General features: G+C 35.1%; 12 protein-coding genes. All 12 read right to left on the reverse strand.

The features are described from left to right. Positions 1–13: 13 nt before the first annotated feature. The 12 genes from ACPF63_RS12715 to ACPF63_RS12770 all read right to left on the reverse strand — a co-directional run bounded on the left by ACPF63_RS12715 (position 14) and on the right by ACPF63_RS12770 (position 13,567). Entirely contained in the window at positions 14–781 is a 768-nt protein-coding gene (locus ACPF63_RS12715; protein ID WP_426480160.1) for a helix-turn-helix transcriptional regulator, read from the reverse strand. A gap of 1,093 nt (positions 782–1,874) precedes the next feature. Next, the gene (locus tag ACPF63_RS12720) at positions 1,875–2,612 is read right to left on the reverse strand and encodes an energy transducer TonB (RefSeq protein WP_426480161.1); all 738 of its coding nucleotides are present in this window, start codon (positions 2,610–2,612) and stop codon (positions 1,875–1,877) included. Between the two features lie 69 nt (positions 2,613–2,681). Beyond that, positions 2,682–3,173: a hypothetical protein gene (locus ACPF63_RS12725; protein WP_426480162.1), complete on the reverse strand. Its 492-nt coding sequence runs from the start codon at positions 3,171–3,173 to the stop codon at positions 2,682–2,684. A gap of 145 nt (positions 3,174–3,318) precedes the next feature. Beyond that, positions 3,319–3,702: a DUF2750 domain-containing protein gene (locus ACPF63_RS12730; protein ID WP_426480163.1), complete on the reverse strand. Its 384-nt coding sequence runs from the start codon at positions 3,700–3,702 to the stop codon at positions 3,319–3,321. Next, positions 3,702–4,049: a DUF2750 domain-containing protein gene (locus ACPF63_RS12735; RefSeq protein WP_426480164.1), complete on the reverse strand. Its 348-nt coding sequence runs from the start codon at positions 4,047–4,049 to the stop codon at positions 3,702–3,704. The genes ACPF63_RS12730 and ACPF63_RS12735 overlap by 1 nt, the downstream gene beginning before the upstream one ends. Positions 4,050–4,175: 126 nt before the next feature. Then, positions 4,176–4,595, reverse strand: coding sequence for a hypothetical protein (locus tag ACPF63_RS12740; RefSeq protein WP_426480165.1), 420 nt, complete (start codon positions 4,593–4,595; stop codon positions 4,176–4,178). Between the two features lie 19 nt (positions 4,596–4,614). Beyond that, positions 4,615–5,100 carry an ankyrin repeat domain-containing protein gene (locus tag ACPF63_RS12745; RefSeq protein ID WP_426480166.1) on the reverse strand — a complete coding sequence of 162 codons (486 nt, stop codon included), beginning with the start codon at positions 5,098–5,100 and terminating at the stop codon, positions 4,615–4,617. A gap of 120 nt (positions 5,101–5,220) precedes the next feature. Then, on the reverse strand, positions 5,221–5,856 hold the full coding sequence (locus tag ACPF63_RS12750) for an immunity protein Imm33 domain-containing protein (RefSeq protein WP_180565662.1): 636 nt from the start codon (positions 5,854–5,856) through the stop codon (positions 5,221–5,223). Between the two features lie 157 nt (positions 5,857–6,013). Then, entirely contained in the window at positions 6,014–6,364 is a 351-nt protein-coding gene (locus ACPF63_RS12755; protein WP_232539092.1) for a DUF2750 domain-containing protein, read from the reverse strand. A gap of 41 nt (positions 6,365–6,405) precedes the next feature. After that, the gene (locus ACPF63_RS12760) at positions 6,406–6,708 is read right to left on the reverse strand and encodes an NTF2 fold immunity protein (RefSeq protein WP_180565661.1); all 303 of its coding nucleotides are present in this window, start codon (positions 6,706–6,708) and stop codon (positions 6,406–6,408) included. 10 nt (positions 6,709–6,718) lie between these two features. Next, positions 6,719–10,129, reverse strand: coding sequence for a DUF6443 domain-containing protein (locus ACPF63_RS12765; protein WP_426480167.1), 3,411 nt, complete (start codon positions 10,127–10,129; stop codon positions 6,719–6,721). Between the two features lie 6 nt (positions 10,130–10,135). Continuing rightward, positions 10,136–13,567, reverse strand: a complete 3,432-nt coding sequence (locus ACPF63_RS12770; protein ID WP_426480168.1) for a hypothetical protein — start codon at positions 13,565–13,567, stop codon at positions 10,136–10,138. Positions 13,568–13,571 lie beyond the last annotated feature (4 nt).

A 13,571-nucleotide genomic window follows, 5' to 3' on the forward strand; every position in this document is an offset into this window, starting at 1 on the left:
AAAGATGCTGCAGCTATTTTATATACGCTTGTATGATTTGGCTATTCTGCAACAACAATGTAGGTGACTGCCCAAACATCCTCCTGAAGGTACGGTTGAAATGTGGAGCATCTGAAAAACCAGCTTCCAGAGCCGAATCTGTGAGATTATGACCATCAAAAATATATTGTAATGCCCTTAAAAGTCTCGCCCACAGAATATACTTCCTCATAGGAATACCCACCTGTTCTGTAAATAAATGAATCAGCCTGCCTGGAGAAAGATAAGCTGCAGATGATAGATTCTCAATCTTCAGAGGCTCAATTCCGGGCTGCTTCAGAATCTCCAGAACCTTGACGATCCTTTCATCCATTTCTTTGGTTTCATCAGTATTTGATAGCTTCTGAAGAAATTGAAGTATTGTATTGAAAAGTGGATCAACCGACATATTACTTTCCAGCAGCGGTTTGATATCCTCCAATAATTCTTCCACGGTTGATTCAGGTAATCGTGTGATTTTTTGTCCTGACAAATAAGTTTTTTTAAGACTCGTCCCAATTTTACATTCAGGATCAATATTAATCAATAAGAATGTATTATCATAGGTTCTGCATTCATGCGGTTCATCAGAATTGATGATAACAGCCTTATATTTCATAACAGAGCCGGATGAGATCACCTCTATTTCATTATCAAGACTCATAGCAATCTGTATTGCATGATGCTCGTGAACAACAGTGTCAATAGCACGGCCAATATAGATAAAGTATCCGGTTGAGAAAAATAATAGGGGTTGTGTCATATAAGCTTAGCCTTATAAGTTTTATACTCAAATATATTTAAATAAAGATGATAAATAAGACCTGCCCTACAAAATATTATATTTCTATGGAGAAGAAATCACCTTCTGGTACTTCATAATGTGCAGTTCTCCTATTTTGGCTGTTACAAATGATTCTTTGTTGAAATTAGCACAATGTAATATTAAAATTCATCTTGGAACAAAAAAATAATAAAGAGATATATGAAAATAAAAAAGCCTTGAATCATTCGATTCAAGGCTTTTTTGCGGAGAGTGAGGGATTCGAACCATTTTATATAAATTATTGAAAATGAATACTATTTAAATTTCAGATTCAACAATAGCCACGAATTTGCCACAATTCCATAAATATCTTAATCTACAAAATCTAACAAAAAGATTTAAAGAACGATTTTAGTTTTAATATTACAAATATAAAAAGAAGTTTAGTAATTAGCAATAAGATACTATTTCACTCCACTTTATTAATAATGTAAGTTTTAAAGGTAACTCTGAACGACTTCCAAAAATGCACAGGTTGACTTCCTTGAATTTTTAATAACCTAGAAACTTGGCTTGGTCTTGGTTTATTCATCTGATCAAAAAAATCACAAGCTATATGATACACTGAACACAGATTTCATTTTCTGATAACGCAGTTCAAAATTACCATTTACATTGACGGGCTCAGAACCGTCCATCCATCAACCCAGTCTATGATATATTCCAACTTGTTTTAGATAAAATATTCTTCATACTATATTTTCCAATAACGGTCCATTTATTCAGCCTTGCTATGTCTTCATTCTCAAGATTTTTTACCAGCAATTCGTATTGCTCCCTGTCACTTATCTCTCCCTAAAATTTATCTAAAAGATCCCGACACAACAGCCGCCTTGTAAAACAGTGTATTGATTATTTTAGCATATTAAAATCATGAAATGCTTACACTCGAAAACAAACTCACTAGATTAAGAAAAAAGATAAAGTAACACATTAGTCTTGCTTTAATTTGTTAATTTTTATTTGAAGGCAGCTACAACTGTAATTGTTTCATATTGAATATCCAGGCACCAGCTTTATACAGCCGTTTTTAGTGGTCATTAATTGTTAGTGGAATTTCCATATTAGTTTCTACATTAACTCCATGGATAGTAGCTGGTCTCCAAGTTCCCTTAATACTTTTGGCAGCATTAATGACCATTTTGTCAAAGCCGACATTCCCGGATGTTGGCTTAACAATAAAATCGATAGCTTTACCATTTTCATCCACTTTAAATTTTAAATATATCTTTCCAAACCGATCGAATTTAAAACCATCAATACTTACCTTTTGGCTGAACTGTTCTTTAAAAACTGCATTACCCCCAGGAAATTCAGCTATCGGAACAGAGTAATTCACGGGGTCATAACCTTCTTTGTAGTTTTCAAATAAACTATCAGGAAACATGACTATCTTTTGGAATACTGAAACTTTTTCCCCGTTGATTTCGGCTGGAATCCAACCTTGTAAATCTTCTAAAATCATTTGGGTCAATTCAAATGCACATTTATTTTTGCGGGCACTTTCGATGTTTTGCTTTTTTAACAACTTTATCGTTTTATCGGGGTGAACGACAACCACTGCAATATATAATTCCTTCTTATTATCACATGGATTAAGTTTCTTTTTTACTATAATTTCATGTATATTTTTATAGAGTTTTATATTCCCCCCGATATACGCCTGCTGCCCATCGGGATATCTACCATAGACAATAGAGTCTTTCCATTTATTTTGGCCAAACAATATTGAACTTATAAAAACAAAAAGTAAACTAATTTTCATCATAATTTTTCATATGTTTTTTTATACATCAACCAAACTGATTACTTTCATTGACAACTGACTATCCAGTTATTAAATATTTTTATTGAATTCTTTCAATTCAAAATAACAGTTCTCACAAATCAGTGTTATTTCAGCTAATTTTTCAGACTCCTCATTCCAACCATCAGCTTCAACCCTGACTTTTTCACAGTCGCTACACCATGCCTGTAAATCTTCATCTTCTTCCAATTCCATCCCCTTATAAGTATCAAGGGCTTCTTCAAAACCTTTAGGTACTTCAAGAATTAAATGCTGACAGACAAAAGCAGGTCTTGAATATCCATGACTATCACAATCAACCTTTTTTTGCTTCATCATCTTTACTTCTGATGATTGTTCATCGGGAACGTTGATGACTAACAGGTATTTTTCTAAATCATCAGTATTAACTTTATACACACCAACACCTTTTAGAAAATCAAAACAAATTGAAGATAATTCCCACCCATCATACTCATCACCAGGGAAAGTTCCATTGTAAAGTTTTTTATAATTATGTTCAATGCCAAATTCTTTTACCATCAGAAGTTCATTTTTATTCAATTCCTTTGTATGTTATCATATATTTTTTAATTATAAAACCCAAATAGATTAAAACAAACCCTTGTATTTCTGCAAGGGCTGTTATTACTCTATTTTGATACGAGCGGGACGCTCAACAGCAGGATTATTCTATCTTATCTAGCTCTTCTTGTAAATCTCGATTAAATTCTTCGAGATTTACTACAAATCCTGATTTCCCATTTACAGGAAATACATTAATTAAATAATTTTCAGAATTAATAATATCGAATATATTTTCTTTTAAATCATCTAAAGTTAATTTGATAGGTTTGCAATCGTCCCAACCTCTTTCCAAATATAATGTAACAAACTCCTCAGCAGGCCAAAATGATATAAGATTAAATTCATCAATTTCTGAAATAACATAATCCCCATCCTGATCAATAATTGTCCAAAGTTGTTCAAAGTCTGCAGCCTTCTTAATAAAGTATTCATATCTTTTAATAGGCTCTAATCTTAAAATGTTTTCAATTTCTTTTTGATTCATTATTCATACTGTTCTAATTCTTCTTGTAAATCTATGTAAAAATCATTCGGTGAAATAACTGTTCCTTTAGCATTTGGTGTAAGAAAGACATTTACTAATGTTGAATCATTAGTCATACCAGGAATCCATTTTTCTATAAAGTTATTTAATCGTATTACCTCAGGCTTATAATTTTTCCATTGATCAACTGCGCAAATTACAGCAAATTCTTTTTCTGGCCATACAGGGAATATTCGATTGTCATCATTATCTCCAAGTAGAGCCCAACCATCATCATTTAATCCCCATAATTCTTCAAAATCTGCTACTTTTCTGATGAAATAATCATATCTTACATCTTCTGACATTTTTAAAATGTTTTCTATTTTCTTATTTGTACCCTCCATACATTAAGTTAGCTTAAATGTGATTTTGAAATTTAGAGTATTGAAAACAATATCTTAAATAAGCAACACGTTTGTAAATTTGCATTTTTATTGGGTTTTGCAAATTTCAGAAGCGAAAATTTCTCCTTCAAATTGAGTATCTATAACAGCACATTTTCCTTCTATCTTTTTGATTGTACAAAGATACCCACCATGAATATTAATATACTTGTCAGTTTCGTCATGCTGGCTTTTAGCAAGGTCTAATAATAAAACAAATTGGCAGTCATTCTTCCACAATATTTTATAGTATCTATCCTTCTGTATCTTTAAATTTGTAGATAGATCAAAAACCTCCTCTTTCTGAAAATCTTTGGATTTTTCTATAAGATACTTTTTATTTGTCTTCTTATTTATTAGTATAAACTTTCCATTTTTAAAATCTCTGCAAGATAGTTTTCCAGAAACAATTTCTTTTGGATTAACTAGTAATGACAGAACAAAGGGAAACATTATTAAAAGCTTCATAATTTCTTTAGATTTATAATTAAGAAGTAAGAATTTTAATCATTTCATCATCTCCAATTTGTTTCGCAAAATCTAAAGGAGATTTATTATTGTTATTTTTCGAATTTGGATCTGCACCAAATTCTTTTAACAATTTCACAATATCATAATAACCTCTAGCATTAAAGGCTGCAACCCAAAGTGGATTATTACCATACTTATCATTCTTATTGATCTCGATAAGCTTATTGCCTAATAGCAATTTAGTTGATTCAAAATCACTATGAGCAGCGCTAAAGTGCAAAGGAGTTTTGCCATTTTGATCAGAATGATTAATATCTATTTGACAATTTAGTAAGAACTTTACAATATCAATTGCTTCAAAGGCAATTGCTCCTTGCAGAAGATTTTCGCCAAAACTGTTAATAAATTGATTAACATTAACAGAATTAATTTCGTTTTCAACATTATCCAATTCATTAAGTCTTATAAATTGAAAGACACTATCAATATAATTGTTGTTCATATTTTCTCCTGTAATTTTATAAGTAGTATTGGCACTTAAAATTTAGGGTATTAAAAATAATACCCTAAGTAAGCAAAACATTTACAAACTATCTTTTAATGATGTCATTCTAATTGGGAGTTACTCCTCCTCATCCTTATATATTCCAATATTTCCTTCTTTCATGATAAATCTGTATCCAAATGGTATGGCTAAATACTTTAAAATATCAGGACGAGCAAAAGCAACATGATAAAAATGCACCATTTTTAATGACTTAATATCGTCATTATAGTCATCCGTGATAAGGTACCATCCACTCTCATCTTGAGGTGAGTCATATCTGATTCCTTCGATATCTTTTCCTTCATAAACACCATCTGATATAACAACTGACTGGTTGAAGTTTGGAAAAAGAGGAATAAGATTTTGTTGCCAACATATTTCTCCTTGCTGTCTAACAACCGAAATTGCCGTATCACAACCTTTATTAAAATCGCTGCCGTCAGCGTTTGCTTCATATAGATCATAGCAATTATCTTCATCCAGTCTAAATTGTAAAAGCCATGAATAGTAGCCGATATTTTGGTTTTCAGAAATAGCAGGTTTACTATCTACAATATAATCTATAATATATTTAATAACCTCTATGTAGTTTTCGGGTTGATTTTCACCAATTACAACTCTTATTTCTTTATCCAGATAAGTATTTAGCTCTTTAGTTTCAACATAAGTACTATCATTTACGATTATTTCAATTCCTTTGTATCTTATCATATTTTTTAGTTAACTGTACTTTTTTGAGATAATCTTAAAAAGAAAGTGTCCATTTTAAGACACTTTCTTTAATTATTACCGTAAGGGTTCAAGAATTTCTATAATTCTGGATATTTAATTATGTTTAAATTTCAGATAGTTACTATTAATGACTTACTTATCCATAATTCTTCAACTCCTCGCTCAAATCCTTAGAGAACTCTGTTAGATCAACCACGAATCCCGTTTTATCAAAAACTGGAAAGACATTAATTAAATAACCATGATCAGCAATAAAATCAATAATTTCATCTTCAAGATCATCCAAGTCCAGCTTTTTAACTTGACAATTTTCCCATCCACTAACTTTACAAAGTTCTGCATATTCCTTCGCACTCCATAAAGGAAATAATTCTTCGTCGTTAATTTTTGATACTACGTAATCCCCGTTATCATCTGTGAGAGTATAAAAAAATTCAGAATCAGCTACTTTTTTTATAAAGTATTTATATCTTTCTACAGGCTCCAATGCAATTACGCTTTCAAACCTCTTTTTGTTTGGGACTATTTTTACTCTCCATGGGTATATTTAATCACTTCTTTAGTTTTTACATTTACTTCTGCATAAGCAACACCTCCTATTACTGGTGGTTTAGGAAAACTCCCATGCACAGTCCAAATACTATCATTCTTCCTTTCTGCAACGAACGGTTTTTGTTCATTTATGGCTGATTTTCCATAAACTTCATTCCATTTTTTTTCAGCTACAGAAATTGCAATCTCTTTATCAGTAATGTTATTTTCACTTTTATTAGATATTCGTTGCTCACAACAAGCAAGGGAAAATAGCAATATAAAACTATAATATTTCATTTTAAATTATTTATTGGTGACGTGGTAATTGTTTTCGATCTATCGATGGTGTCTGTTCTCGATTTTGCCTCATAGCTTCTATTGATTTTAAACCATCATCTAAAACAGGTTTGGGAAGATAATCAGAAATAGGATCCAATTTAGGAAAAGGTTTAGGTTTAGCCCTATAGTCTCCTAAAGAAGGTCTAGGGTTTTCTATAGGATTAATTCTATTCTTTCTTTCTGGTGAAGTAGGATCACTTGGCATATTTGTTCTTAATGTTTTTTCTGTATCAGAACTTAAATCATAATATTTTAATTGGCCTCCAGGAGTTACAAGAAAAGCATCTAATCCAAGATTGTTTGCAACCCCTTTATCTCCACCACCACTTGCATCTCCTGAAAAATTTTCATCATCATACTCTTTGTCTTCATTACCATGGGCATGAATATAAGCGGAAGCAGCTGCACCTTTTGGTAGTTTCATATTTAGACCTTGTGGAATACCATGAGCTTCACCTGTTGTAGGATTATTATAAGCATAATACTTTTTACCATCCACATATTTAAAGTAAATCACTGCTCCTATTTCACGTTTATTTAATATTGACTTTCCATTATATTGTTGTCCAAAATTTGCTGCAGCATTTTCTCTGGTATTAAATAACACGTGAGGTTCCAATCCCTCCAACTCTCTTGCATCAACTACTCTATTTCCACTGAAAGCATAGGTTGACCAAGTATTGTATTTTTCACTTAGTGGGTCAACATTAAAGAACCTCCCCATCGCAGCATCATAGTTCCTCCATTTAAAAGAACTCCATCCTGTTTCAGTTTGTTTTTCCTGTCCCTGGCTAGAATATTTATAGTTTGGTGTTATTGAAACAGCAGTACTCAACTCTCCTCCAAACTCTAGTCCAAAAGGATAATAATGAGTGGTTCTGTCTATTTTCAGGTTACCGGAAGCATCTTTATAATACGCTAATCTGATGTTTCCTACCTGATCTGCATAGTGGTAAATATACTTATTTTGAACGAAATCATAATACCCTTCTGAAGTTGGAACAAAACTTAATACCTCATTTAAATATTGAAATCCATCCAGATAATCTGTCGTTTCAACAGTTTTTAAATTCATTCTACCTGTCCCATATGTATAGATTTTCCTTAGTTTTTCTCCTGCAGCATTATACAGATATTTTGTATTGACGTAGGTATTAACCTCTAAATCATGAGGCACGTAATTCTGATCAAATTTCACATAGTTGGGAAGATTAAGATAATTGTAGTCTATCTGCAACATACCTCTGTCAATATGGCTGATCATATTCCCGTTATTATCATAAGAGATTGTATTTCCTGAATTGTCAGGGTAACCGCCATAGTTTCCAGAAGTATCATTAACCTTAGTAAGTCTATTTCCGGTGTAAGAATACCCCAAATCATCCATCACCACCGCTCCCACATTTGATAGTAATCTATTTCTTTTTAGGGTCTGGATATTCCCGTTTACGTCATACGTCAGCACTTCGTTGTAATAATTATTCTGCGGAACCGTTGCATTGGGCTCAGAATAAATCCCATTTTTTAATCGGTCTAATCCATCGTACTGGTAATTATATCTTCTAAATGTTCCACCATCAGCAGCTTGCCAGTCTATTTCTGCAATATTCCCATTGTATTTGCCTGTAGAAACTGTAGAATAGACCGGATTATGGTATTTAAGCTCATAGGCAAAAAGCTTCCCGTTTAAGTTGGCGGGATCATTCACTTTCGTAATCCATCCTCGGATATTGTAGGTCTGATCTATTGACTGTAAAGGGGTACCCGTGGTATTACCTGTCTTTTTATTAGTAAGCTGTCCCAGGTCATTGTAGATGTTTTCTATCAGAAGTTCTTCTGTTAGACTGTTCACCTTATGATAGAGCTTCAGCAGTCTTTTCTGGTCGTCGTATACAAATCTTTCTTTGATAACCACTTCAGCATCTGTGCTTCCTTTTTTGTGATAGGTATAACTTTCATCCACAGCACCGGAGAAATCAAGCTTGAATTCCTTTTTAGTATAACCACCTAAATGATTCCAACTTTTCTCCGCAACTTTCCCGCCCTTGGTATTGTAGTAGGAATAGGTTTTGGTCCAGTTATCATCTTCTATGTTCTTTACATAAGATGCTGTGGGAAGACCTTGGGTATTAGCTCCTCCGTTGAGAGCCTTATCTTCGTTAACTACATATTGATCGAGAATTTTCGCAGGGGGAAATTCCTTGGCATCTCTTGGATAAGAATCGTAGTAATTAACAGAAAGAAGAGTCTGAAAATTATTGAAAAGCGTATTAGTATAATAAACGACAATCCCATTTTTGCTAAAACCTACAGCAGTAGGTGTTTCGCTGATAACAAGATTACTAATCTGCCCCTGTAGATCTGCACGGCTTCCTCCAGCAATGAGTCCGGTATAGGCAACACGTCCAAAGGCATCATATTTGGTCAACAGCCATTGTCCTTTATTTTTCAGGTTCACATCCTGGGTAAGCACCGGACGGTCTGCAGCATCATACACCACAGATTCCCAATCATCCCTTCCAGGAAGTCTTTTTTCCACCTGCCTGTCTAGTCCATCATATCGGTACTGGTAGCAATAGGTGTTCAAAATATCTGTAGTAACAACGTTATTATTCTGCTCAATCTTCTTTACTGCCAGAGCCGGAATCACAAATGCCTTTTGGCCGTATTCGTTGTAGACATAATAGGTATCAATATTCTGTGCTCCGTCTGTTCTGCGTACCAGTACCGTCTCACCGCGCCCATTTTGAAATTGAATAACCGGAGTTCCGTCTTCATCGGTAACCGTATTTTTGTATAGTATCCCTGCATCATAAAAGCCGCTTCCTGATGCTATGGAAACCGAAGAAATGGTTTTATTATCCGTTCCTACTGTATTGGTAGTTGTATTGGTAATAAATTTCTTAACCTCTGTCCCAAGGTTTACCTCATATTTATATTTTTGGGTGTGTCCGCTGCTCATCTTCCAGGGATCACCCGGCTGGGCCACTTGCTTTACCCTGTCTAAGGATGAATTTTCAATTTCCTTTTCGGTGTAGGCATTAGCTGCTCCATAATAAGAGTTAGCTGTACTTTCATTTACAATTCCGGTATGGATAGCTGAATTGAGAGTATTAGCAGGAACAGGAAGAATATCCTTGACCTGTCTTCCAAACGCATCATAGATAATGGGAGTTACCAGATCCTTCCCGGTTGTTGTCGCTTTTACACTGACAATTTGTTTTGGTCTTCCTAGCCCATCGAAATAAGTAATAGCCTCAGTTTTCTTGCTGCAATCACCGTTTAGGCAGGTTTTGGACTGTATATAGTTTTCTGTTGTACTTTGTGCATAGGTCGTCATCGCTGTAAACAACAGACCTAATAGTTTTATTTTTTTCATTGGTGTTTACTGCTTATAGTTATACTTAAATTCTTTGACTACCTTAAAGCTGTATGTTCCTGCATTATCTCTTTCTCTTACCTGAATTTGTTTCAGCCGCTTCGCGCTGTCATAGACATAGAGTTCCCTAACACCTGATGGTGGTGTTATCGTAGTTACCCCCACCAAAGGATCGTAGGTATATTTGGTTACCATTCCTACTGGCTGGAAGGCATCAAGAGCCAGTAACAGGTCTGCTTCTTTGGTTGGATCAGCTGCATCTTCATTGGATCTGGCTACGATAGTACTCATCAAACCTTCCACCTGGCTGTACAATGCTCCTACAATTTTTGCAATAGGTCTGGTTTTGTTGTATCCCCAAACTAAACTCACCGGAGTTCCGTCTTTCTCTCTGTATTGGAGAATATTTCCTTTTTCATCATATTTTTCATAGCTGACGTCCTTAGAAGAAACAGTAGGGCTCAGGGTATCATAAGAATATTCAGACAACGGAAGCACTAAATTCCCGGTAATTGCATGAGGCAGAGCAGCGGGATAGATAGTTTCATCACGGGAGGTCACTTTTGTGATGTTATCTACGGTTTGCTGTGTTTTGGTTTCCAATGGAATACCTACCATATTCTTATCAATCATCAGCTGATTGCTTTTTTCATGGGCGTACTGATACGTTTTTTCCGTAGTGGAAAGATCCGGGAATATGGTTTTCTGATTGGTCAGCTGAGTATGTTTTGGATTATTATAAAAATACTGGGTTTCCGTTTTCATTGCATTTCCATTCAGATAGTCTGTTGTTTTCTGAGACTTCAGATATTCGAAATGGGAAATGTTTTTGTACTGCATAATATCAAGATTATCCAATTGTTCTTCATAGGTGATCACTTCACCTGCATTCTTACCATAGCATCTTGTTTTGTAATCATTTGTCACATTATTAGCTCCAAAGGCATAACAGTTTTTGTAGCCATCAGTACTGGAATAAAAATGACTATGATTGGCACTACAATAGGTAAATGAAATCATTTTCGTTATATCCGCAGCAGTACAGGTATAAGTAACATTTCTGGGGTTAGGATTATCATAGTTCTTACGGATAGAATAGCCATCTACCTGGTATTTTCTGCTGTTATCTTCCTCGTAGTTCATATCTACAGTACGTAGAAGATTATTTCCAGCATCCAGATATTGAGTTTGGAGTTCCCGTCCGTTATTCCATCCCAAATTCGTCCATACTGAGTTTCGGATATTGTCTCCGAGGAGCACTTTTCCAAAATCATCTGAAACAACAGAATATTTATGAATAATATTCGATTTTCCCTCTACAATTTCCTGAACCGTTTTATAGAATACATTGGGATGGGTAGCAAATAGCTGGTTGATATTGGTAGAAGTTACCATTGTATAGGGAAATGCTTCCATGCCACTAGGATAACCACTTCCGGGATTTCCAGGATTTGGGATAATAGCACAGGGTCTTGTAAATTTAAGCTGTTCCTCAAACGCAGGAGTTCTTAATACAGTTGCTTCTGTGAATTGCTCATTCAAATCACGATAAACAAACTTTCTTGTAGATGCCACTCCATTTTCTGTGGTGTCCACAATCTTAGCGATTCTTAATCCGCCAATAGGTGCTTCTCTGTCGCCATAAACAGCATCTTTACTAGTATAACTCGCTGATGCTGTAGAGCGGGTACAAACAAAAAGCGTCCAAAGTTTAAGAGTTAAAGGTTCGTCTTTCTGAACTTGGGCAAAAATGCCTCCTCCATTATTAGTAGGGAAAGTAACCGAATTTCCTGCAGGGGTAACAACACCTGTTGAAGTTTTATAATACAATGGTACGGCCTGTCCGCCAGGCTTTAGCAGGCTAACAATAGCTCTGTGTTTTCCGGTAACCTGTTCAGCTGGATCACACGCGTTATTAAACTGGGCACTTCCTCCCAAGCTAATCTCTTCTGTTCTCAGCGGAGTAAAAACCGTCGTATTCTCAACATGACCATTATTATCGTCAGCTGTTGCTTTGATTTGTACTCCCGTTCTTTCAGATGGACTGAGCATTACATTTTTCTCAATCGCGGTATTATTTTCATAGGTAAACTCGGTAGATCCTTTCGTAGGATAGACAATCTTTTGAAGTATTCCAATAGCTGTATTTTGCGGAACGACCGATTGTGATGCTCCAATATATGAACTCCACATAGCCACCTCCTCTTTGTAAGGAACCAGGTTGGTGTTGGAGGTATTACCGTTATAATATCCCCAGCTATCTCTACTAAAGGCAAGTCTTTGGGGAAATAAATCCGGCAGATTATACTCAAATCCATAAGTCGTATTTAAAACACTATCCACAACCGAAGTCAAAAACAGTCGGTTATTTGCGGTAAGATTGTAATTAAGGGTAACATCATTGATGATATTGCCATTAACCTTTTTAGTAACTTTTTGCAGTCTTTTATAATCTCCACTACCTCCCGATTGCAGATAATCAAAAATAATTTCTCCATAAGAAGGATTGTTGCTGTATATTCTTTTGATTTGTTTTCCCGCCACGGTTTGGTTATGACTAATCAGTTCACTAACCTGTGGATATCGAATAAATGGCGAACCGCCACAGCCTGATAACATAGGACCTCCATTAGGTGAAGTATAAGATAGGGTCTGTGACTGGCTCATCGTACCAGTATACCCTCCATCTAGATTCTCAATAAATACAATTTCTCCACTGGTGATATCTTCAATTTTTGTCAGATACCAGGCTGTGGTAGAAATGGATATAAGGGAATGTCCAGCTCCTGCGGTACGGTTGGAAGTGGTCTCCTTATCTGTAAAATAATATTTGGCTCCGTTATCTACCGTTATGGTAAAGGAATTTCCTCCACTCGTTCCCTCAATTACAACATCTTTTTGGGAATAAATGACAGGAATTCCTTTTTTGTCAAAGACAAATTTGATCTGCATCCCTCCAAAACTGGCCATATACAAATCCTGTTCCGTATCTACATCATCAAGAGAGGCATCCTGAAAGAACTGCATTACTGTTGGATGATTTACCCCAAGTTCATCAATATTGGTTGGAATCATTATACTGCTCTGATGATCTTCATCAGGCATATCTCTTATTACTCTGGTTATCACGCCTCCTGAAACAAGATTCCAGCCGAGTCCTGTAGAACCGTTCATATCATCGACTTTGAGTCCATTGGAAAAATAATTAAGCCTGATTGGAATATTAATATTTTCGGTATCAAAAGATGTTACAGGTATATCTACATTGGCATTCCCTGTAAATAGGCTTACCGGAAGATTTCCAAAGGCTCCCAATTTATAAGACTCCGCAGATGGAGGAATGATATTGGGAAGCGTGGACTGTTTGCTTCCTGTAGTTTGCGCAAGTGCAGCGCCCATAGACAAGCAAAAAAATAAGCTTGTAATATTTCTTTTCATTGTG

The organism is Chryseobacterium sp. R2ACT005 (assembly GCF_049949215.1).
Taxonomy (GTDB): Bacteria; Bacteroidota; Bacteroidia; order Flavobacteriales; family Weeksellaceae; genus Chryseobacterium.